Origin of the sequence: Altibacter lentus (assembly GCF_000746845.1) — a bacterium.
Lineage (GTDB): Bacteria > Bacteroidota > Bacteroidia > Flavobacteriales > Flavobacteriaceae > Altibacter > Altibacter lentus.
In genome coordinates, this window is the sequence record NZ_KN050846.1 from 1,264,341 (window position 1) to 1,288,063 (window position 23,723).

A 23,723-nucleotide genomic window follows, 5' to 3' on the forward strand; every position below is an offset into this window, starting at 1 on the left:
TGAAATTTTAGATCTTAATTGCTTCGTTCAAATACTTTTTGTCCGTTGATAAAAGTCGCATTCACCTTTACTTTTGGGATACTATCTGCCGGAATGGTCATGATATCCTGCTCCAGCACTGTAAAGTCTGCGAATTTTCCTTTTTCAATACTTCCTTTCTCAGATTCTTCAAAATTTGAATAGGCCGCCCAAAGTGTCATTCCTTTTAAGGTCTCTTCACGGGTAAGCGATTCTTCCATACGGTAGCCATCTGCGGGGTAATTAGTTAAATCCTTTCGTGCGACTGCAGCATAAAAGGTATACATGGGGTTTACCCTTTCAACAGGAAAATCTGTGCCTAACGCTATGGTCCCTGATCGCTCTAAGAGCGATTTATAGGCATAAGCACCTTCGATACGGTCCGGCCCCACGCGATCTTCGGCCCAGTACATATCGCTGGTCGCGTGTGTAGGTTGTACCGAAGGAATGATCTTTTCTGAAAAATAATCGAAGTCGGAAGGGGTGACGATCTGTGCATGTTCCACTTTCCAGCGAGGATCCTTTTGATCTTTGAGCACTTCAGAATAGACACGTAACACCGAAACATTTGCCGAATCTCCAATAGCATGGGTATTCATTTGAAAACCTGCCGCCGAAATTCGATCGGCTAACGTGCGTAACTGAGCTTCGTTGGTGATCACCAATCCGTAATGTCCGGGCTGATCGCTGTACGGTTCACGCATGGCGGCACCACGTGAACCCAAAGCGCCGTCACCATAGATCTTAATTGACCTCACGTTCAATCGGTCGGTTTTGAGCTTACCCGCAGTCAAATAGTGATCCATAGATGGCGTACCGCCACTAACCATGGCGTATACGCGTAATTGCATTGTTCCGGCCTTTTGCAGACTATCGATCGTTTCAATGACCTCTCGTGACAGACCGGCATCGTTAACAGTGGTAAGACCCATTTCCAAACACAAGTTTTCTGCATCCAATAAGGCTTCGGCAATATCTTTTTTTGTGACCTTCGGAAACGTAGCACTAACCAGCTGCATCGCACCATCGATCAATACACCTGTGGGCGCGCCATCCTTTACAATCACTTCACCGCCCGGAACCTTGGTATTAGCAGTGACCCCCGCAAGTTCTAACGCTTTGTTGTTCACCAGCATGGCGTGACCATCGATCCGTCTTAGCGATACAGGCGTATCCGGAAATAAGGAATCCAACACCTCTCTGGTGGGAAACTCCTTTACCTCCCAGTCGTTTTGATCCCAGCCTCGGCCAATTATATAGGTTTTGTTGTGTTCTTTCTGAAAGGCCACCACACGAGCCACAACCTCATCGAAACTTTTCGTATCTACCAGATCCACATCCTGTAAGTTGAGTCCAAGACCGAAGAGATGCGCATGGGCATCGATCAATCCCGGAACAATGGTCTTTCCTTTAGCGTCGAAGGTCTCTTTAAAATTATATTTCAGTTCCAGTTCGGGTTTTAATCCAATTTCCAGAATTTTTCCATCCTGAACCACGATAGCGGTGGCCGTATCAAAACCGTGGTTCACGGTATATATATTGGCATTCTTCACCAGCAGATCGGCGGTTATTCTTTCGGGAGCACAAGAAATACATACTAGCAGCAGGCTGCCATAGAGAAAATGTTTCATTCGGTTGGGTTTTCAGTAAAAATAAAAAAAGCATCCAGATATTAACGGATGCTTTTAAGAAATAAATTATTTGTACCGATTGTCCTACCAATCGAATTTGTATGTGGCTCCCAACAAGCCTTGGATACCCTGCACCGGATAATTGTACCATTTCTCGTAATTGTCACTTAGCAGATTACTGCCTTTAACAAAAATGGACAAACGTTCGTTCACGCGATACCCCAAATGAACATTGGCATCCAGATAGCCGTCCAGTGTGACCTCTGTTGGAAAAGGATCCACCAACGGACTGAAGGCAATGATCCGATCCATTCGTTCCCCTACGTAAAACAGCGAAGCCCCGCCGTAAATTTCTTCGGTGATGTTGAAATTGGAAAAAACGGTCGCTTTAAGGTCCGGTAAATTCCACGGCTGAGTTTCGTTGGTCGTTGTGTAACTTAGATATTCGCCGCTAATACCCAAGGTAAATACATCGGACATTTCTACTTTTAGCTCTCCAAAGATCGATAGCGTGTTTACATCGTCATAGACCACCTGGAACGAGTTGCCGTACTGGTAGGCTTCTGTGGGTGCGATATCGTTTAACGGGTTCATAACAAACAAAGCTTTGTCGTTTTCCTTCCCATAGGAAGCGCGTAAGTTGTAGCCCACTGAGTTAGACAATTTACCTTTCAAGCCACCAAAGGCGTTGTACAGTTGTTGCGTGGGCATCACTTGTAAGGTAGGGGAGACAAACGGATTTTGTTCTTTGAACGAGAAATAGCTGTTTTGTTCCAAACCGCCCTCGGCACCACCATAGGCAATAAGTAGTTCATCGACCAACCTGTAAGACACATTGATCAGCGGAGCGATAGAAAAATTTGTGTCACTGTTCTCGGTATCCAAGCTCGCGTAAGCAGCAACGCCCAGTGAAAGGGTGAGGTCTGTATCGACATACACCAAAGATGGAGCTATCCCGGCGTTGAGGAAGCTGTAATTAATGGGAATTTCCGCAAAATAATTACGTTCAAAACTTCCCGACAAGTAATCCACATCGCCATCAATAGTAAGGGTGAAATCGGTAAGAGGAAATTCGAATTCCGGTTGTGCTCTAATATTGAATTCTGAAGAACTATAAGCATCTCCCAAATAGCGAACCTTCGCCGAAAGCCCTTCGAACATAGATTCGTCCAGGCTTATGTTTCCGCCTACGTACCCGCTGAAATAGGTCTGCTGCGGATCGAACGCTGCTATGAACTCGTTTGGGGCGGTATCAAAACTTTCCGGCAGGCCGTACCAATTAAAGAGTTGGTGTTGGATGCCGGCCTCCAGATTGTAGGAAGCATCCCGCTGTCTGCTGGTATAATTACCGTCCAGACTCGTATCGTAGTATTTGTTCTCTAAGCGCACTCCGTCGATATCTCCCTGTGAAGAATTATGCCTAAAAAAGAAGCCGGCATTGTCGGTCCTGCTTATTTCAAAATTACTGTATAACTCCCCCAGGATACTGGTGTAGTTACCAAAACCAAGTGTTGCATAGTTATCAAACAATTTAATAGGTTTCGCTTTTTCTACCGTTGTAGCTTTCCCTTTAGCCGGTGTAAAGGTAGATGCTACCGGAACGGAAAAAATTGTATAGATGACCTCTTTCTTCTGTGTGGTAACCGAGTCGTTTAAAACAGGTGTTTCCTTCACTTTAAAAGCATCGGAAATTGTGGGTGTGTAGGGTTTTACGATATTCACCACTTCGGTGCCCAGATCGTCTTCCTGTGCGAACAATAGAACAGGGAAGATCATGAGGAACAATACAAGATGTGAGGCTATGCGTTTCTTTGACATGTGAAATAGGTATGTTGTTAATGAAATGGGCTTAGTTTCCTTCGGTTTCTACCGAGGCATTCGTTTTTGCTTCTGCGGCTTTGATCACCGCTAATTCGGTTTTGGCCTCATCGACTACATCGGTAAATTCTACAAAATTCTTGATCACGCTCTCCAGAATATAGGTCGCTTGATAGGCATCATCCAGAGCATAGAAGTTCTTGGCCATGAGCACAAGTCCCTTTGCACCAAAATATTTGTAACCGCTATATTCTTTGGCGAGTTTTTGAATTGCCGTATTGGAAGCTTCAAACATTCCTTCCTTATATTTAAAATACGCATCGTAGTACAGTGCTTCGGCGGCAAGCTGTCCGGTAGCGATCTTGGCAACTTCGGCATAGGCGGCACGTGCCTTTGATTCGTTATTGGTCTTCATGGCAGCACGGGCTATAATGACCTGAGCATCACTCTTTATAGCATTATCGATCTTTGCATTCTGAAGTACCTTCTCTGCATAGGCCACCGCTTCGGTATATTGTTTCAGCTCGTAACTGGCTTTCATGCTATTGGTCTGCGCAAAGATGATATTCTGCGGAAAGTCTGCTTCCACCTCTAAACGCTTCAGATATGTAATCGCATTCTCATAGTCCTTCTTTGCGAGATATGCTTCAGAAATACGCGCCAATGCCTGCTCTGTGAATTCGCTTCGCTCCTTTCCTACTACAAATGCATAATGCGGAATGGCTCGTTCCGAAGCATTTTCAGCAAAATACAACTGACCCAAATAAAAATGCGCCTGTAATGCATGTCGGCCATTCGGGAACTCTTCCAGATACCCTTCAAAGCGAGTTATTGCCACTTTGGGTTTGTTCTCCAGATAAGGTTGCTCTGCCGCTAGATAGGTAGCATCATCGACCTCAGCATCTTCGATCTCCACAAAATCCAAGGTGCTTACCCATGCAGCATATTCGTCCACCTTTCCTTGATCTATATAAATGATCTTTGCCGAAGCCACAGCTTGCAAGGCTTCGGGCGTCGAAGGAAAGTCCTTGGCCACTCGTTTGAACAATGCCAAGGCATCATTGCTCTTGCCGGTGTTGTCCAATATCAATGCTTTTTTAAGAAGTGCGCGTGCCACAAAACTGCTCTTTGGCAATTCCTTTATAAGCTTGTCGTAAGCCGCAATGGCGGCGTTATTATTTTCCTGTGCCACATAGGTGTTACCCAACTCATACAATGCATCGTCGCGATAGACCGATCGTGGGTACTTGACAACAAATTCCTGCAGTCCGTCGATCTTGCTTTGTGTGCGGTCCACAAAACCAAAACTAATCGCTTTTTGAAAGGCAGCATAGTCCTCGTCTGCAGTTCCCAAACGAATCGCTTCGTTATAATTTTCCATAGCCGGCCAATATTGGCTGGTAACAAAATAACTATCGCCTAAACGCAGGTATGCATCCTTCTTGCGGGCTCCCTCGGCCGTGGAAGATTCTACATAGCCCTTAAAGTTGGTGATCGCTTCCGGATACTGCTTCAATTTAAAATTGGCATACGCGAGATTGTATTTGCTGTTTTGCATTTCTGAAGTTTTGGATGCACCGGGTAATTGCAAAAACTGCTTATACCCTATGAGAGCTTCTTCAAAATTATTGAGCTGGTAGTCGCTTTCGGCATTCCAGAATGTGGCTTTTGCTGTATATACAGGATCCCGAGGTTCTTTTAAGGAGAGGTTGAAAAAATTCTTAGCCTCGGCATAGTTTCCTTCGTTGTACAATTCGGTGCCGCGAAAGAAGGCTACCTTTTGATAGGCGAGTTTGTTTTCGAACGACTTATTGTTCTCCAACAGTTCCATGGCAGCTTTGTAATTCTTGGACGTAATATAAGAATCGATAAGTAGATCTTTGAGCGCTTCGTTGTTCTTGTTATTTGGGTAGGTTTCTATAAATGAAAGAAGCACTTGAGGAGCACTTTTGTAACTGTTACCAATTTCATAGCTCAACTTAGCATAATTGAGCCATGCATCTTCCCGGATCTCTTCAGAATAGTCCATCTCTGAAGCATTCTTGAACGCATTAAGTGCTTGCTGTTTCTGGTCGAGCTTCAAATAACTTTCTGCCAGATGGTAATATGCGTTTTGTGCCACGGCATTCTTACCGTCAATGATCTTATTGAACTCGTTAATGGCGTTTTGATAGTCGCCCTGTTTGTAGTAGGCGTAGCCTAACTGATAATAATCTGTGTTGTTCCATTTGCCCCGTTTCCCTTTATACTCTTTTAAGTACGGGATCGCTTCGGCATACTGTTCGAGATTGAAATAACTTTCTCCTATGATCTTAGAAAGTTCGCTTTTTTCCTGCGGGTTTGAGTTATCGTATTGTTCTTTACCCATGTCAATGGCCTTCTGGAACTTCCCGAGTTTGAAGTTCATATCGGCTTGATAATACGATAAGCCTTCGGCATAGCGTTCTTCGTCCTTGACCTCTTCAAAAAGTTCGTTGGCCTCTTCATAATCATCGCCTTCATAAGCGATAAAGCCCAGATAGTATTTGGCCTGTACGCCATATTTTTCGGAAGTACTTACCCTGTTGAAGTATTTCTTTGCTTCACTGTATCTTTTATTCTGAAAGTAAGCATAGCCATTATTGAAATAGAATTTATCCCGTTCACTTCTTGGGACACCGGCTTCGTCTACTTTGTCATACCATTTTCGTGCATACGAATACTTCCCATTTTCGAAATAATAGTTCGCCACATTGATATAGGCATCATTTCGCTTAATGCTGGTAGGATATTCCTCCACAAACTCCTCCATGAGCGCATCGGCATCCTGTTGATTGAGTCGCACAGCACAATTAGCAATATAGTAAGCGCAGTCGCCTTCAATGGTTTCGTCCTGTGCTGCAGCCTTTACTTTGGAAAAGAGACTTTGTGCCGCTAAAAACTGATTGTTATTGTACAGTTCTACCGCTTTGTTGAAATCGACCAACTCGTTGGTGAATACAGCAGTTTGCTGTGCGTGAAAAGTTAAGGTCGAAAGTAGGAAAAGGGTTGAGATTGTGAGGTTTTTCAGCATTTTGTTATGTTTTTTTTTGCTTCCGTAAAGATACAGCTTCGCACATTGCAGCAAAGAAGGTCTGTTCAAGTTTTTAACATTTAAATCAACAATAGCGCCAAAGAAAAAAATGTGTGTTGTTGGATCATTTATTTTTTTAAATGCGTCTTCTTCGGCAGCTTCCAATTGTGTTAATAACGCAACAATCTTGTGATAAGTATGTTTTATAAGAAGGAGATTTAACATTCCTAAAAAAGCTGTACTTTTAAACCACTATCGCTCGTTCAAACATTCACTTCATGAAAAATATACTTCTTATAGTCGTTGTATTGCTAAGCACAGCGACGCTCGCACAACGAAATCCGTTTAAAAACCTCACCGAAAAAAATGGCAATATTGGTATTGGAACCGAAACACCGGACGAACTCCTCACGGTAAAAGGAAAGATCCATACCCAGGAAGTACTCGTGGATCTCGACGGTGCCGTAACCCCGGATTATGTATTTGAAACTTATTTTAACGGAGTCTCACTGTTACATCCCGGCTACACCTTTCCTTCTCTAAGTGAAGTCGCTCAATACATTGAGATGCATCATCATCTTCCCGGTGTACCCAGTGCTGAGGTGATGGAAAGAGAAGGAATGTCTTTGAAGGAAATGAATCTTCTACTGCTTCAGAAACTAGAAGAACTAACACTCTATACGTTGGAGCAACAAAAAGAGATCGATGCATTAAAAGAAAAACTTTCCAGCAGTAGTAACTAAATTTATTTAGATATTTTTGCTAAAAATTCCACTATGTCGCAACCTGTATTGTTCTTAAAGGACGCCTCGATTTTCCAGAGAGAGAATCTTATACTTTCTGATGTAAACGTAACAGTTGAAAAAGGAGAATTCGTTTACCTCATTGGTAAAACAGGTACTGGAAAAAGTAGTTTTATGAAAACCCTATATGGGGACCTTCCTTTACAAAAAGGGGAAGGAGCCATCGTGGGTTATGATCTCCCCACATTAAAAGAGAAGGATATTCCTTTTTTAAGAAGAAAACTGGGTGTCGTTTTTCAAGATTTTAAGCTACTTAACGACCGTACGGTTCGAGATAATCTATGGTTTGTGCTAACTGCAACAGGCTGGAAAGACAAGGTAGCCATGGAAACCAGGATCAATGACGTATTGGACAAGGTAGGAATGAAAACAAAAGCCTTTAAGTTTCCGTATCAGCTTTCGGGTGGTGAACAACAAAGGGTAGCGATTGCCAGGGCCTTATTGAACGACCCGGAGCTTATTCTAGCAGACGAACCCACCGGGAATTTAGACCCGCAGACCAGTGTGGAGGTCATGGAAGTGCTTCAGGAGATAAACAAGAATGGAAATACCATTCTAATGGCCACTCACGACTACGCATTGCTGTTGAAATACCCTTCAAAAACTTTGAAATGCGACGAAAGTCAGATCTTTGAGGTGGTTCAAAAAACAGTTTAAATTAGTCCTCTCGAAGTTCGAGATCACACTCCTTCTCAAGCGAAGCATCGATCTTTAAGTGAATATTCCCGTCACGATCGGGTCGCAAGACGGTATTTGCCCCTACCACTATTTTATTTTTGGCCGTAAGCATAAAATTTGCACTTTGGGTAAAAGACTGTTCTTTGATGTGCACAGCTTCAGAGAAAGCCCTTACCTGAAATTTCCACCGTGACAAATGCTGATCACTAATTACGGCAATAGCATCATCAGTATAGAGATCGTGAAGCAATTTTATGGCTTTACCTGTATTGAGGATTCCGGCACCATACAAGCCTTTAAAACGTTTATTGGCTTCAATATGGTCGATATTGGTGGATGTTAGCTTCAGAATAGGTTCAATTTCTTCTACGGGCAAACACGGATTCAAGGATAGCATCAATCCAATGGTTCCAGATACGAAGGGGGTTGCAGTTGAAGTAGCTTCAGACCCCACATATTCTATTGTATCTTCGTAGGCATATTTTGGAAGTCGGAATACCCCCATTGTAGGGGCCAAGAGATCTACTTCAGCATTTAAGGTAGCCACACCAAGATCATAGATTATAGGGTCTTGGAACTCTTTTTTATTCTGAAAACCTAAAGTACGACCAATATACCCCCGGATATTTTCGGCATAGGGATTTCCGTTCTTCTCGTACTTGATATTATCTATAGGTGTTTCGTGTTTGTACATAACAGATGAAACCGATATCACATGCTCATAAGAGGCGGGATAATACAGCTTCACCCCTTTGGTCTTGGAATAATCTCTGTTGCCTGCCCCTGCAACTACAATTGTTCCGTTTTCGAACATGCGCTTTATAGTTTGTTCTCCATTTTCAGAATAATAAGAACCTGCCCAACTGCAATTAATTACGCGTGCACCAGCTTTTGAGAGCTCTTCTAATTCTGCAAAATTTCTAAAATCTCCATAATTGGTCGCATAGATACTACAGTCATAGCAAACCCCGGGAACCCCATAAGCATTATCCCCTTGACCTGCTGCAATAGAAGACACTCCGGTTCCATGACCGTTCACAGGCATTGAACTTCGAAACACTTTTATCTTTCCTTTGAATTCTGCATTGGTCGTGTCTATTGTGGCGTCTGAAATCCCAATCACTGTTTTTCGGGAACCTGTTGTATAATACCACGCTTGCGGTAATCCCAAAAAATCCAAATAGTCCAAAAGTACGGGCAATCCCTTGTTTTGGGCTATTGTACTCGTAAGTCCGTAGTCATTAGGCTCGAAGATCTTACGATCTTCGATTGGGATAACCTTTCCATTTTCAAAGAGGTATGAAGCACGCATCAGCAAACTATCCAACAATCCTTGCGGTTCGGCGATCACAAAAAAAGTGCGATCTCTATTTAATGAATTTGTGTTCCTAGCGGTTTTCTTAAAGGTCGAAATAGTGAATTCGTCAAAAATTCCGGATAATCGAACATCCGTTCCGGTATAACGTAATTCGTTCTTTTGTTTGGTAAACTCAAGCGAGGTAAGCGAATCTTTGGCTACAATATAGAACCACGATGCTTCTTGTGCGTTCACGGTATACATAGAAGCGAACAGGGCGAGCAGCATGAGTAAAAAGCGGTTACACGACATTTCCTTTAAGACTAAAAATTTAAGAGACTCCAAGGTACTTAATTTTCAAAAACTTTATGCTGTTGGTCTTTAAATTGTAAATTAGCGCGATCACTTATGATTTCAATATTAATCCCTACATACAATTATAACTGTTATCCTTTGGTTTCTTCGCTTTGCATGCAATTGGCAGAAACGGAGGTTGCTTTTGAGGTGGTTGTAATGGAGGATGCTTCTCCCAGTCCGAGTGACGAAAATAAGGAGATCGCTTCCTTACCATTTTCGAAGTACGTGGTATTAGAATCCAATCTAGGCCGTACAGCCGTACGCCAGTTATTGGCAGAAAGTGCCCTGTATTCTACACTTTTATTTTTGGATGCCGATGTGATGCCGCAGCGAGCTTCATTTATCAAAGAGTTCCTTGAACAACTTCCCGCCGACGGGATCGTATTTGGCGGAATCACTTATACAGCCGAAGCTCCCGAGCCCGAAAAGATGCTTCGGTGGAAATACGGACGTGAACGGGAAAGTCTTTCAGTAAAGAAACGTAACGAAAATCCATACGAAACTGTGAATTCGGGGTGTTTTATGATCCCGAAAGCGGTGTTCCTTTCGATAAATACACTATTGCAGGAACAAGCTTATGGTATGGACCTCCTTTTCAAACAACTTTTGAAAGAGCGGGACATCCCTGTAACTCATATTGACAATCCGGTGTATCATCTTGGCCTGGAAGAGAATTCGGTTTTTTTGAAAAAAGCATTACAAGCCGTTCGAACAACGGTAATGCTTGAAGAAAAGGGATCTCTAAAAAACAACAACCGGCCCCTGCAAAAGAGCTATCTTACCCTTAAAAGATGGAGGCTTCTCGCCGTATTTCAGAAGAGTATTTCTTTTTTCTCAAAAAAAATGGAAGCTAATTTTAATTCTGCTCACCCCAATCTGTTATGGTTCGACCTCTATCGCCTACACCATTATATTGATCTAAAATCGAAAACCCGTGCCTAAATTCTCAGTTATCATACCGTTATATAATAAGGAACGTGATATAGAAAAAACGCTTAGTAGTGTTTTTTTACAAAGTGAATCGGATTTTGAGTTGGTAATTGTAAACGACGGCTCTACAGATGGCAGTGAAGCTATTGTCACGAGTTACGATGATCCACGGATTCGGTATTTCAGTAAAGACAACGAAGGGGTGGCGCGCACCCGAAATTTTGGCGTTGCCAAAGCGAATGCAGAACATATTGCCTTCCTGGATGCAGACGATTATTGGCACTCCAATCATTTAGAGAATTTAAACAGCCTTATTGAAGATTTCCCTGAGGCACGTTGGTATGCTACCGCCTACGAAAAAAAACACAATCGTACCTTGATCACCCCAATGATCTCTCCTATTTTAGAGTCTGCTGTTTCCTGGAAAGGCCCGGTTGACAATTATTTTAAATACAGTCTCATGGATGCCTTGGCGTGGACCTCTGCCGTTTGTTTTAAAAAAACGTTCTTTCAGGAATTAAATGGATTCGACGCAACGATTACACACGGCGCAGGTGAAGATACCGATTTGTGGATTCGGGCAGCTTTGCGATCGCCTTTGGTCTTTTCATCCAAAATTACGGCGCGGCACAATTTGGACGGGAGCAATCGCATTTCAAATCTGCCCACACGCACGCGAAACTATATGGATCCATCGCTTTATGAAGATCGGGCAGCAGAAGATCCCTACTTTAAACGCTATCTTGATCTTAACAGATACAGCTTTGCCATACAACACAGGTTGGCCGGTGACGAAGTATCCTTTCAAAAATATGTAACTGCACTGGACAATAAGAACCTCACGGCCCGTCAACGCTATTTACTCAAACAGCCCAAGACAATATTGCGCTTATTGCTAAAGAGTAAAGCCTTTGCTGAAAGTTTAGGATTTCGATTGACTTCCTTTAAATAATTGAAAAGCGTCATACGACCGAATGTAATCCGATTCAAGAAATTCGCCCGAAGAGATCACCAAACAAATAGCTCCCGAAGAAAAATTTTGCAATTCACGCCAGATGCCCTTGGGAATAAGCAAGCCTTTAAAGGGCTGATTGAGCGAAAAGGTTTTTTTGCTGGTTCCGTCGTCCAGGATCACATCAAAACTACCGCTAATAGGGATCAAAAACTCCAATTGTTCCTTGTGTGCGTGTCCTCCGCGAGTGGAACCGCTGGGAACATCGTATAGATAGTAGACGCGCTTTATAGCATAGGGAAGTACGTCCTTTTCGATGACCGATAAATTTCCACGCCCTTCCGGATCGATGATCTTAGGAATGCTCAATAAAGTAATATCATGAACGCTTTTATAACTCATCTTGTAATAATTGGTCCCATTTAGCTGCGATCTGTTCTTTTGAAAAAGCTTCAACCGTTTCCTTTGCCCGGGATTTACAGTGCAAATATAATGATTCATCAAAGCACATACGGGAAATTGCCTGTGCAAATAACGATTCCTCCCTTTTTGGAACAAGCAGACCGTTCTCTTCGTGAAGTACAATTTCGGAAGGACCTGAAACAATATCCAAAGCAATAACCGGCACACCAACACTAAGCGATTCTACCAGGACCATTGGAAACCCCTCATACTTACTGGTAAGGGTGACGGCATGGGCATGTTTTATAAAAGAAAAAGGAAGGTTGGTAAACGGCAGGAACAATATATGCGATCCACCGTTCACGCCGGCAGCCTTTTGCTGCAACATCGCCTTGTCCCGGCCTTCTCCCATGATCACCAGATAACAATTCCTTTTGTAGGCTTCGGAAAGGGAAAAAGCATCAATTAAAAAAGAGAAATCCTTTACCGAATCTTCGATACGCCCATAGCTAAGGACGTATTTTTTATTCTGAAGGATCGCAGGAATGTTGTCATCTGAAGCATTCCAGTTTGGATCGAATGCATTGTGAATGACTTTACAATTACGAATGCCGAAATTTTTGGTTATATGTTTACAAATGGCTGAAGAAACGCCTACCGTCAACAAATTATTATTGTACATCTCCGCAGCCTTTCCGGGATATTCGGTAAGATACAAATTAGGGTTTGCGCTGTGAACCACATAGCATAATCGTTCCCCTTTGTACACATATTTAGCGTAGAAGACCTCTCTTCTGTAGTCGTTCTTCCCCCTGTGATCGATAATAATATCGAATCGTTCCTTGCGAATGTAACGTCTTAGTTTTCGAATTCGTAAAAACCTTCTAAGTGTGGTTTCTTTCTTACCCTTCAAACGCCCCAGATTAAAGATCCTTCCAGCATACGGATAGTCTATAGCATCATTCAAAATGGCAATGTGAACCTCATGCCCGTGTTCAGAAAGCATTTCAGAAAGCATCGCACAAGAGCGTTCTGCACCCCCTCCTGCCAAGGAAATAGAAACTAAACACACTTTAAATTTGCGTTTGGGCGCGTGCTGCGTCATTAAGAAATGGTATTTTTGATGCGGTTAATAAGATCAAATATACCATAAAAATGAAGATACTCTTAGTAGGTGAATACAGCAGACTTCATAATTCATTAAAGGAAGGTTTGCTAGCTTCAGGGCATGATGTGACGCTTATTTCTACAGGAGATCATTTTAAGGGATACCCTTCAGATATTCTATTAAAGCGCTCGTTCAATACGGGTTTACTTCGAAAAGTAAAGATTGGGATCTATAGCATTTTTGGGTTCGATATTACCTCGTGGAGTGTAAAAAAGCAGTTTTTTAAAAATAAAGAAAAACTCAAAAATTTTGACGTTGTACAACTAATCAATGAGAGTCCGTTCGACGCGATGCCGCGTCATGAAATTGAGATGATTCGATTTCTAAAAGAAAACAACAGTTCACTTTATTTACTCTCCTGCGGAAATGATTATCTGCATGTTCAACATCTCTTAAAGAACACCAACCGTTACTCCATCCTAAAAGGGTACCTGGCCAAAGAAGTCCCTGCTTCGGTGTACGACTACGTTCTGAAATATGTCACTCCGCCATTTCAAAAACTTCACGAATTTGTATTTGAGCAAATTGAAGGAGTGATCGCTTCAGATCTGGATTACCATATCCCGCTGAAGGACCACCCCAAATATTTGGGCTTTATCCCCAACCCCATCAACACAGACACTATAAGGCCTATTGATCTGGAAATTAGAGATAAGATCATAATCTTTTTGGGGATCAACCGAAAGAACTATCATACCAAAGGGATTGCGTATTTTGAAGAAGCGATCGCGATCCTTCAAGAGCGCCATTCAGAAGAGATTCAAATTTCAATTGCCGAGAATTTACCATACGATGTCTACATCAACACCTATAATAAAGCCCACATTGTCTTTGATCAAGTTTTGAGTTTTGACCAAGGGTACAATGCGCTGGAAGCCATGGCAAAAGGAAAGGTAGTGTTTACCGGTGCCGAAGAAGAATTCTTAACCAAATATAATCTTCAAGAAGATGAAGTATGCGTTAATGTCCTCCCTGATGCCGAAGCTATTGTTAAAAAGGTAGAGAATTTGCTTAATAACAGAAAAAAGATCAAGGAAATAAGTAAAAACGCGCGCCTGTTTATTGAGAGAGAACATGATTATAAAGCTATTTCCAGGCAGTATGTGGACATCTGGAAAAAAGGAGATCGTACGTTAGATTAGCGTATTCCTTACCTTATTCTTATAATTATTTATCCTTTAAAGATGCTATAAAAAGACAAAAATTAAATAACAAATCCTTTAACTCTATGTAGATTTGTTGTACGGTAAGAACTCCAAGAAGAAATCGAAGGCAGTTTAGCGCTTTAAATAAATACGGTTTATTGTATGAGTACAAATATTATTTCATCAGATTTTAAAACAGGTGAAAATTTTAAGATAGGTCACTTTTGCGTCATAGAAGAAGGTGTAGAAATTGGGAACAATGTTTCGATAGCGAATTATACTATTTTACACAAAGGTGTAAAGATTGGAGACAATAGCGTTATTGGCAGCTACTGCGAAATTGATGCTGGTTGTGAGATCAGAAAGAATGTAACGGTGCAAGGTCGAATTCGCATGGGAAGCCATTGCTTGGTCGAGGACAATGTTACCATAAAGTACGGAACCATCCTTACCTCCAATGTACTCTTAAAGGAAAATTGTTTTCTGGGACCCAACGTGATCACCTTAGGTTCTACACATAAACGCGTCACCGTGCACGGAACCATCATTGGCAACAATACATATATAGGTGCCGGTACCAAAATAGCAGGTGGAATTATCATTGGAAGCGATCTTACCGTTGGAGCTTTGAGCTTTGTCAACAAGAATGTAGATGAAAAAGGGGTCTATGCAGGCACTCCCATTAGAAAACTTCGTTAAGGCAATCGTTTTATCTGCTTTTTTTTCTCCAAAGCATTTTTATATCTAAGAGCGTTTCCTTTTCACCCTCCCAATCACGCGCGTAATCGGTTTTAATAAGTTTTGCGGGAATACCTCCCAATAGAATATAATTACCCAATGAAGTGTAGTCTCTATTGCACAAAGAGTTTGATGCCACGACACAATGATCCGGCGTTTTGGTATTTGGCATAACCGTGATTCTGTTAGAAAAGGAGTTATAGTTCCCAATAGTAATAGGGCCGCTCAAAGGATAGTATTCTCCTGTTTTGGTATTCATCATCGGGTGTGCCGTAGTATCCATGATCTGTGATTCGTATCCTATTCCTGCCCAATTTCCAAGTACAATTTTTTCTGTACACATCATTTTTACATTCGTCGCCAGACATCCCATATGACCAAACTCACAATAGGCTCCATCACGTATCAATACAGTACAGTCTTTGCCAAAATGCGCATGCCCTTTAAACACCCATATGCCTTGCAGCGATAGTTCTGCAGTGCCTTTTCGTGTCGTTGGAAACTCAAAGGATTGTCCAAATCCTATCATTCCTCGTTCTATGGGAGCTTCAATTTTTACGACACCGGATAAGTGGGTGAATTTTATACGTCCGTAGAAAATTACCGGCAGTTTTCTGGCGATTTCCCATGGGAACATCTTAAAATTAAAATACAGGGTTTTATACCAGTTTATAGACCAGTATAGTTTAGTTCTCCTTTTGGCTCTTTTATATATTGACTTTATGGATCCAATCATTTTTTTCTTTTCAGAATTTTAGAAAACAACTCCTTAATATCCAGTTTTTTATCCAGTTGGACATAAGAAAACACCGTTGATAGTATAACCACTAACGACATCAGAGCATATTTTAACAAAGGATATTCTATAAATGTTAAACAGAAAGCAGCTACACATAAAGCAATGCATACGATAAATATAGGGTAAAAGCCTTTATCAAAATAAAAATCGTACCTGTACTTTATAATGACCCTTACCAGAACAAAATGAAATATATAGTATAAAAAGAAGCTTATTCCCAACCCTTCTAAACCTCCGTAATAATATCCTAATATATTCCCTAAAAGTAATAAGGTATTAAAAGCCACACTTGTCTTGATAAACAGTTTAGAGTCACCTTTGGCAATAATTACATATCCCATCGAGAATGATACCGCTTTAAAGATCATGCCTAAGATGCCCCAACTCACAAAGGCTACAATAGGTGTGAACTCTGTGGAATACAACAATACAATTATATAGGGTGCCAACATAAGAAAGACAACGATTATGGGCGTTATGATCAAAATTGCAATAAATGCCTGTTCAAATACGGTCTTACGAACCGCATCGATCTTATCAGTTATGGCGGCCAGACGCGGATAATAATCGGTTGCCATAGCTGTAAAAATCAATCCAACATAAGAATTGAGGATCACATACCCAGCATTGTAAAGTCCTACTTCATCGATACCTCCTTCACTGTTGATAAATACCTGTACCAGGTAGGCAACGCCAAGAGTGATCATATTGCTTAGACTTAACATAACCCCTAACCGAATCATCTCCTTACCCTCTAAGAGTGCTTCTTTAGAAGTAAGTTTGCCTGTTGTATTTCCTTCCTTTCGGGAAAAGTAAACAGTAAACAGTAAACTTATTAAAGCTGCTATAATGATCGCCGGTACAATGGCGTCAAGTCTAAAATAGTAATACAGCGGAAGGGTGATAACCAATCCCAAAAAATTCCCAATGAGATTGGCTTTGGCTAAGCGTTGTAATTTCCGAAGTCCTTGTAAAACTGCCAGTTCGGCTGTAGTAAGTTGGTTAAATAAAAGGGCTAGCGACAACCATACAAAAGCATAGGTGTAGGCCCCGTCTCCAAAAGCAAACTCGCTTAAGAACGGTGCCGTGAGTATCATTAACAAAGCTCCTATGAGACCGGTAAACCAAACCAGTCTTCGGAGTATTCGAATAGTTCTAAATGTTTTCTGAAGGTCATTCCCGCCATCCACAAACGAAATATCCTTTACGGCACTTTGCCCCAAACCGGCGTTTGTAAGACCATTTACCAGATGAAGTGTAGAATTCAGTAAACTGGCAATACCCATCCCGGTGGGGCCAATAAGCAAAGCAATCGCTTTAGAACGGATAATGGCTATCACAATAGAAAAGACCTGTACCCCTCCAAACAATGAAGTGGCTTTCAACACTTGGCGGTATGATGTTTTAGGGTCAAGCATCTGAAGGAGTTTCCGTTTTTCGTTTCTGTTTCTTAAAGTAACGTAACACTAAAAACAACACGACCAAAAGATAGACAATATAACGAAGAAAGTGCGCAATGACTACGCCTTCCACACCGTAAATATCAACGAAGTAATAGGACAATCCGTAGAAAAGTCCAAGTGAGATCAATTCAGAAAAAATAAAACTTCGCACCAACTTCTTTGCTAAAAACTGATGTAGCAGTACCAAGGACGCCAATCGCAAGAAATCCCCTAAAAGTTGCCATTTGAACAAAGGAGCCATTTCGGTGAAATCGGGGTAGATCAATAGAATAATGTAGTCCCTGAGTACGTAGATCACGATCATTCCAATACCGAAAAGCGGCAGGAGTGTCTTATAAATGGTGAACAATTCACGTTTAAAAGCTCTTTCGGTAGTAATGCTGGCAAACTTCGGAAGAACATATAAGGTAAACAGACTTCCGGAAAATACCATATAGTTCTTCGAAATAAAGGTCATAGCCGTCCAAATACCGGCATCGGCCTCGGTGATCCTGGTCATGATCATGGTGCGAATGTCCAATTCCACATAATTCAGTAAAACAGAGGAAAAGAAAGACATTAACGAAAATGCCAAAAGGCCTTTCGCAAAAGAAGTCTTGATGCGAAGTTTAGAGAATTGAATATACTCCCTTAATGTTTTTGTAAATATTACCAGTAATACCGTAAGCTGAATGAGCGGTGTTAGTGCGATCGCCATTAGAGCTCCGTCAATATTATATTCATACAAAAAGTAAACCATTAGGACCGCACTTGCCAAATACCCAAAAAGATCGATCTTGGCATACTTCTTATACATGGACAAGCCGTTCACCACCCCTGTAAAGATCCTGTGTACGCTTATTACCGGCACTAAAACCGCTAAAATCTTTATAAGGTAAGCATAGTCTTGCGACGTAAAAAGTCGTTCACTTATGGCATTGGCACCAAAAAAAAGAAGGAGTGCCGTCACAACTGTTCCAATTAGTACAAACAACAATGAAGTAGAAAATAATTTTTGCAGTTGTTCCTTGTCCTCTTTATATTCGGCCACATATTTTACCACGCCGCTAAAAATACCAAAAGAGGCAAGGGAAGTAAGCAATTGAGTAATATTGCGCAGTTGTCCTATCTTCGAGATACCTTCCTCTCCTACCAATACCGCCAAGAGGCGTTGGATAAAAAAGGAAACAACCAATCGAATTCCAATCACAACGGTATTCAAAGAGGTGATCTTTAATAATAAATTCTCACGTATAAAGGCCGGAATTCTCAATTAGTAGGAATTTAATGCTGAAATTACTTTGGTTACTTCTTCATGTGTAAGTATAGGGCTCATGGGAATACTTACTACTTCACGATGGATCTTTTCGGTAACAGGGAAGGAACAGCCGGAAAACTCTTGGAGTGCTTCTTGTTGATGCGGTGCCAACGGATAGTGTATAAGTGTTCCTATTTGCCTTTTTTTCATATACTCCATAAACGACTCCCTATCTCCTACGCTCACAACAAAGAGGTGAAAGATATGATCTTCTGCGCCACTGTAATAGGGTAATTTGATCTTTGGATTGCTAACTTCCTGTAAATACCGTTTTGCAATACGGCGTCTTACGTCATTGTCCTTATCAAGAAAAGGAAGTTTGCATCGTAACAAGGCAGCTTGCACCTCATCTAACCTACTGTTGAATCCTTTCAATTCATTGATATACTTAGATGAAGCTCCGTAATTGCGTAACTTTCGAATTACCGCTGCAAGTTCTTGGTCGTTGGTTGTTACCGCACCTCCGTCCCCCAAGGCACCTAAATTCTTTGTAGGATAAAAACTGAAGCCTGCTGCATCTCCAAGGTTACCTGCCAATAGGTTGGCTTCGTTCTTAGCACCATGCGCCTGTGCGGCATCTTCGATAACAACAAGATCATGCTTTTTTGCGAAATCAAGCAGAGGGGTCATGGGTGCCAATTGTCCATACAAATGTACCGGCATTATTCCCTTAGTATTTTCAGAAATATGTCGTTCCAGACTGGTGATATCAAAATTAAAGGTTTTGGCTTCGGCTTCTACCAAGACCGGGCTGAGGTTTGCTTGTTGAATGGCCAGAATAGTGGCAATATAGGTATTGGAAGCCACCAGGATCTCGTCCTTCTCCTTTAGTATGCCTAACTGTTTGTAGCCTTCCAGAATTAAGCGCAGGGCTTCCAAACCGTTGCCTACACCAATACAATACTTGACCCCACAATATGTTGCAAACTCTTCTTCAAAAGCGCGTACCTGATCTCCAAGAATGTAGTAACCGGATTCTAAAAACAGTTGAAACTGCTCAGTAAATGCAGTTTCAAACCGGCTATTGATCTTCTGAAGGTCTAAAAAAGGAATCATAATAAGGGAAGTGTTAGGTCTTTAGAACTTGCTATATCCAAAACGTAATTATCGGCTGTAAAAGTACGTGCGCCACAGCTTTCTTTCCAAAACAACAACCCGCTGTTCAAGAGCTTTCCATTTTCTTCACTCGAGGTATTAAAGTCAAAATACCACTTACCTTCACTAAAATTATTCACTACAAAGTCATATACCAGATCCAAACTTCCGTAGGAATTTTTATCGGTATTTGCTGAAACATATTGCGGATGGATCGTGGTCTTCGTTAAAAACACTGTAGTACCTGCAACGATCTTGGTCCCTTTATATACATTTACCTGCTGAATCTGTTGAGGAAAACGTTGGGCCAATAACCGGATCTCTTCTAGGCTGTGGACCGGTGCCACATTGTACTTATTCTTTAAATTTGGAATAAGGATCTCGTTCCAGAATCCTTCAAAATTAGTATCTACAGACACGGTGAGCCCATTTCTAACAGCTTTATTGATGCCTTCCCTTCTGTTCTTCTGAAATCGCAACTTGTGGCGGTAATCAATGACCATAAGTGCATCCCTTTTTACCAGTTTTGCATTGGCACGAAACATGAAGTAGACCAGTTCGTCCGAAGGCATTAGATTATAGAAGGATGGGATAACACGCATATCTAAATGGTGCACTCCTTTGGAATAAAGATAATTTAATAGCGCCTTGAATGCCTCGAAGGCATCCAGTAGTTTTGCATTCTTCTGAAGCACAAAACTACCGTAAGTGAGGCCTTGATGCGAATAGACAACCTCCCCTGCAATATTGGCCGGCAATACCGCAAACAAGACGTCGTCCTTATAGACCATCAACGAAAAATCTGTGAAACGATCTTTGTGATAGTCCATAAAATCACGTTCAAACAAGAACGTTGCATTTTTAGCCGACCTGATAAATTCGTCCCAACTTTCTTTCTCTAGTTCCGAATATTTATGTACCGAGTAAATAGGTTATATTTTTTTAAAAACTATGTTTCCTTCTGAATCTATATACGAATATACCCCTTTTGGGGCACCTTCGTTAATAATCACAAAGCTTTCATCCTCTTGCAGGTGGTTTAAGTAGGTATTGTTGTCTGCCAAATAGGAAAACAAATATCTAAAAAGATTCACGGGTGTTCTTATTTCAGTATCGAACTCAGGGGCGTCATTGTTTGGCCAGTGAATGGACAACTGACTTGTAAAAATAGAGTAAATAAGATCTCTGTCCTGGGTCTTTGTATAGATCTGGTTGGTATATTCCATACCTACAAATCCTCCGTGATCTGCCATGATCACGACCAATGCTTCCGGATCTTTATCTAAAATAATATCGATTGTTTTCGTGAGCATCCCGTTGGCATTCTTCAAGCTTTCCTCCCATAACATTCGTTCGCCTTCCACCCCTTTCGAATCGGCTTTGCGCCCATGGATATGACCGGGATTAAAGATCTCAATAAAAAAGAACTTCGGTTTTTCCGGATCCATTTGTAACGTTTCTGTTAAAGGCTCAAGAATATCTTGGCGAACGCCCAGTCCGGTACCTATATAAGAGATGTCCTTGTAACTAAAGTTGGCGTAATCGTATCCAATCTCCGGTCTGTTCAATAGCAGATAAGGCATTTCTGCTAAAAAATGTGTCTTGTATCCGTTCTGTTTGAAAATATTGAGAACGGCATTGTTCGAAATAATCACGTTTCTGGCATTGACTGCTTCGCTGAAGCTGACCCCTCGATTAAAATAATGATGCTTCATCACAAAAGTGGCGCTATTCGAAGATAAGGTAGAAGGATAATTACTTCGGAAGTTTGGATAGTTCTTAAACCCATTTGAAAGTAGATAGGTTTCAAATTTGCTGTTGTCTAAGTTATAATATCCGCGATCGATCTCCGAAAAATTTGCATAACCGTCCGGTTGGATCAAATACACGTTAGGACGCTTGGTAAAGATCGCCTGTTCGATGGCATCCGGTTGTTCCATCCATTCTTTCGAATAGTTTAATTGTGAAATAATCGTGGGGATTAGTGTAAATGTGGCAATGAGGGCCAATAACAACTGTAAGACAATAACCTTTTTAAGATGCTTATACAGAAAATACGAGAACAAGGCCGCTATGACCAAGATCCCCAATGTCATTTTCTTTTGCAAACCTGCATAGAGACATACTTTCAGTAAAAACAAAAAAACGAAAACATTCAAAAAAGGGAGAATGTATTTTTGCCATCGAATTGGAACAAACCGCTTGGATAGCTTATGGATTAACCAAAACCCGATAACAGGCACTACTAAAAAGAAGAGCGTAAAATACCCCACATGCCCCCAGGTATTGATAAGTGTATAATTATTGGTAAAGTAGAAGAAGACAGGATACAAACCGGCGGCCACAGCAGCTAAAGCCGGGTACTCTCTGGTATCACTTAAAAATTTTTGTAAAAAGTTCTGCTTCTTTCGAGTTGCCATTTACTTCGCTTTAAACAAATACAAGATACGCTTTGTTCCGGCTACGGCTTCTTTCTTTTCAAGCTGAAAGTACTGTGCATACCCGGCCTCAAAATTACTTTCGTTATAAAAATCGAAATGGTTTATAAATTCCCGCTTTCGCACCAACAACGATTCTACCCAGGAATCCTCCCGCGTTGGGAATTCTATAATAAGATTCTTGGAGAACTTTGCGAAGAATTCCGCAGATTTCTCAAAAGGGACATTTCCGGAAAGCGTGATATGGTGGATGAGTGCCAAGGCCATTGTCACATCGGGTTGAAAATCCGTTAATCTTTCTAAAAGAGAACTGCGTTCGGTATTGTTGAACCCAATTCCCGGAGCAGGCTGCAACACATCACAAACAAAGGGCAGCATGTTCTCCTCTTTATTTTGCTGTACTTGCTTATAATTATGGTCTACCGCATTGCTGTCGATATCGGTAACGATCACCTGCGATACTGTATCGGTGATGGTTCTTGCAAAGGTTCCGTCATTACCGCCAACATCAATGAGTCGTTTCGGCCGTAAGGGCAGTACCCATTCCCGGATCAATTTTTTCTTTGCCTCGAAAGCAATGGCATCGTAATTTGTTTTTGTATAATAATCGCCCCATTCGGAAGCTTCTTTTACATCCAGTTTCTTGATGTAGTCAAAAAGGCTCTCCAATATATTCTCCTGCGATTTTTTAGACAGGGAAGCAAGTTTGGTCTCCGCCTTATAATCTTCACTATGCTTGCGTTCCATCTTTGCCAGCAAATGGATATTGGTAAAAACGGTGGAACTTAGTTTACTCTTCCCCGGAAGCAGGGACGCTATGAGGGATACCGGAATACCATCGATATGGGTCTGCATCATTTTAAAGACTTCGGTGCCGTAGTATTTGGCCAACACCAGAGGACCGAAAAAATGAGTTATGAATTGTTTATAGGCACGCCAGGGTGTATTTTCTTCGTAGAAATCAAATGAGAGGGTGTCTATAAATATAGGTTTTCCTTTGTGAAAGGTGACATTATATGCCGAAGCATCCTTCAGAATAAATCCTTTGGAGAGTGCATACTTCTGAAGCTTCAGTGTGTGCAAGGCAGCATGTTTGTACATACTGAAACTCCATTCATACGGATTCGTAATAAAAGGGATGGTTTCAGGAGTAATCACAATACCGTCTTCGACTGCCTGCGTCTCGCGGTGTGGGATCAACAGCCCTTTTTTTATAAGCGTGCTGTAGAAACCACTATCGGTAAGCGCCCGGTACTGTGGAAAATAAATAGGATGAATACGTCTTCTTAGCTGTTCCCCGTCATGGAACATGTAGCCAGAAGGATCTCTAAAGGAAGCTTGATGTAAATTTTCAGTGTGTTTTGTCATGTAGATCGGTGTCCTTTTCATCAACATCGATGGAGTCGTACGTATCGTCTTCCTCTTTCAGCAATCCAAAAAAAGCCTTCACCTTATACATCACATTCTTCGAAAATAAAATCACTCCGGCCGCTACTGCAACAATAGCTTGAACGATCATTGCACCTAATCCCGGATCGAAATACAGAAAATTCATATCAATACGTACTTAAAATTGCTCGGTTCCTCACCTTGAGGTTACAAATAAACTAAAAAACGGGCAGTTTATTGGAACAAAGCACTA

The 23,723-nt window shown here is 41.4% G+C and carries 20 protein-coding genes; 6 read left to right on the forward strand and 14 right to left on the reverse strand.

Translation table 11 applies throughout. The features are described 5' to 3' along the window. Nucleotides 1–14: 14 nt before the first annotated feature. From JS40_RS05970 to JS40_RS05980, 3 genes are all read right to left on the reverse strand, one after another. Nucleotides 15–1,649, reverse strand: a complete 1,635-nt coding sequence (locus tag JS40_RS05970) for an amidohydrolase (RefSeq protein WP_034259116.1) — start codon at nt 1,647–1,649, stop codon at nt 15–17. A gap of 84 nt (nt 1,650–1,733) precedes the next feature. Continuing rightward, the gene (locus JS40_RS05975) at nt 1,734–3,467 is read right to left on the reverse strand and encodes a TonB-dependent receptor (RefSeq protein WP_034259117.1); all 1,734 of its coding nucleotides are present in this window, start codon (nt 3,465–3,467) and stop codon (nt 1,734–1,736) included. 31 nt (nt 3,468–3,498) lie between these two features. After that, nucleotides 3,499–6,519, reverse strand: a complete 3,021-nt coding sequence (locus JS40_RS05980) for a tetratricopeptide repeat protein (RefSeq protein WP_034262145.1) — start codon at nt 6,517–6,519, stop codon at nt 3,499–3,501. A 278-nt stretch (nt 6,520–6,797) separates the two neighbouring features. On the opposite strand from JS40_RS05980, the gene JS40_RS05985 reads away from it, so the two are divergent. Then, nucleotides 6,798–7,262 carry a tail fiber protein gene (locus JS40_RS05985; protein WP_051957509.1) on the forward strand — a complete coding sequence of 155 codons (465 nt, stop codon included), beginning with the start codon at nt 6,798–6,800 and terminating at the stop codon, nt 7,260–7,262. A gap of 33 nt (nt 7,263–7,295) precedes the next feature. Next, nucleotides 7,296–7,979, forward strand: a complete 684-nt coding sequence (locus JS40_RS05990; protein WP_034259118.1) for a cell division ATP-binding protein FtsE — start codon at nt 7,296–7,298, stop codon at nt 7,977–7,979. A gap of 1 nt (nt 7,980) precedes the next feature. Here JS40_RS05990 and JS40_RS05995 read toward each other — a convergent pair whose 3' ends face one another. Next, complete coding sequence (locus JS40_RS05995; RefSeq protein ID WP_152558142.1) at nt 7,981–9,642, reverse strand: S8 family peptidase; 1,662 nt, start codon at nt 9,640–9,642, stop codon at nt 7,981–7,983. Between the two features lie 63 nt (nt 9,643–9,705). Here JS40_RS05995 and JS40_RS06000 point away from each other — a divergent pair, with 63 nt between their 5' ends. Further along, nucleotides 9,706–10,596 (forward strand): glycosyltransferase family 2 protein, encoded by an 891-nt coding sequence (locus JS40_RS06000; RefSeq protein WP_084677446.1) that lies wholly within the window; start codon nt 9,706–9,708, stop codon nt 10,594–10,596. Beyond that, nucleotides 10,589–11,536, forward strand: coding sequence for a glycosyltransferase family 2 protein (locus JS40_RS06005; protein WP_034259123.1), 948 nt, complete (start codon nt 10,589–10,591; stop codon nt 11,534–11,536). The genes JS40_RS06000 and JS40_RS06005 overlap by 8 nt, the downstream gene beginning before the upstream one ends. Here JS40_RS06005 and JS40_RS06010 read toward each other — a convergent pair. Beyond that, the gene (locus JS40_RS06010) at nt 11,507–11,938 is read right to left on the reverse strand and encodes a sugar 3,4-ketoisomerase (protein WP_034259125.1); all 432 of its coding nucleotides are present in this window, start codon (nt 11,936–11,938) and stop codon (nt 11,507–11,509) included. The genes JS40_RS06005 and JS40_RS06010 overlap by 30 nt on opposite strands. Then, nucleotides 11,928–13,043, reverse strand: a complete 1,116-nt coding sequence (locus tag JS40_RS06015; RefSeq protein WP_034259126.1) for a glycosyltransferase — start codon at nt 13,041–13,043, stop codon at nt 11,928–11,930. The genes JS40_RS06010 and JS40_RS06015 overlap by 11 nt, the downstream gene beginning before the upstream one ends. Before the next feature lie 50 nt (nt 13,044–13,093). Here JS40_RS06015 and JS40_RS06020 point away from each other — a divergent pair, with 50 nt between their 5' ends. After that, on the forward strand, nt 13,094–14,248 hold the full coding sequence (locus JS40_RS06020; protein ID WP_034259128.1) for a glycosyltransferase family protein: 1,155 nt from the start codon (nt 13,094–13,096) through the stop codon (nt 14,246–14,248). Nucleotides 14,249–14,413: 165 nt separating this feature from the next. After that, nucleotides 14,414–14,950: a DapH/DapD/GlmU-related protein gene (locus JS40_RS06025; protein ID WP_034259129.1), complete on the forward strand. Its 537-nt coding sequence runs from the start codon at nt 14,414–14,416 to the stop codon at nt 14,948–14,950. A gap of 10 nt (nt 14,951–14,960) precedes the next feature. On the opposite strand, the gene JS40_RS06030 is transcribed toward JS40_RS06025, so the two are convergent. The 8 genes from JS40_RS06030 to JS40_RS06065 form a co-directional block, all read right to left on the reverse strand. Further along, nucleotides 14,961–15,626 (reverse strand): acyltransferase, encoded by a 666-nt coding sequence (locus tag JS40_RS06030; RefSeq protein ID WP_034262149.1) that lies wholly within the window; start codon nt 15,624–15,626, stop codon nt 14,961–14,963. A gap of 95 nt (nt 15,627–15,721) precedes the next feature. Continuing rightward, complete coding sequence (locus JS40_RS06035) at nt 15,722–17,206, reverse strand: O-antigen translocase (protein WP_034259131.1); 1,485 nt, start codon at nt 17,204–17,206, stop codon at nt 15,722–15,724. Beyond that, the gene (locus tag JS40_RS06040; protein WP_034259133.1) at nt 17,199–18,503 is read right to left on the reverse strand and encodes an O-antigen translocase; all 1,305 of its coding nucleotides are present in this window, start codon (nt 18,501–18,503) and stop codon (nt 17,199–17,201) included. Before JS40_RS06040 ends, JS40_RS06035 begins: the two co-directional genes overlap by 8 nt. Beyond that, nucleotides 18,504–19,604: a DegT/DnrJ/EryC1/StrS family aminotransferase gene (locus JS40_RS06045; protein ID WP_034259135.1), complete on the reverse strand. Its 1,101-nt coding sequence runs from the start codon at nt 19,602–19,604 to the stop codon at nt 18,504–18,506. Beyond that, nucleotides 19,601–20,473, reverse strand: coding sequence for a GNAT family N-acetyltransferase (locus tag JS40_RS06050; RefSeq protein ID WP_152558143.1), 873 nt, complete (start codon nt 20,471–20,473; stop codon nt 19,601–19,603). The genes JS40_RS06045 and JS40_RS06050 overlap by 4 nt, the downstream gene beginning before the upstream one ends. A 102-nt stretch (nt 20,474–20,575) precedes the next feature. Further along, nucleotides 20,576–22,063: a hypothetical protein gene (locus tag JS40_RS06055; RefSeq protein ID WP_034259138.1), complete on the reverse strand. Its 1,488-nt coding sequence runs from the start codon at nt 22,061–22,063 to the stop codon at nt 20,576–20,578. After that, nucleotides 22,064–23,449, reverse strand: coding sequence for a class I SAM-dependent methyltransferase (locus JS40_RS06060; protein ID WP_034259140.1), 1,386 nt, complete (start codon nt 23,447–23,449; stop codon nt 22,064–22,066). Next, nucleotides 23,433–23,636 (reverse strand): hypothetical protein, encoded by a 204-nt coding sequence (locus JS40_RS06065; RefSeq protein ID WP_034259143.1) that lies wholly within the window; start codon nt 23,634–23,636, stop codon nt 23,433–23,435. The genes JS40_RS06060 and JS40_RS06065 overlap by 17 nt, the downstream gene beginning before the upstream one ends. Between the last annotated feature and the right edge of the window lie 87 nt (nt 23,637–23,723).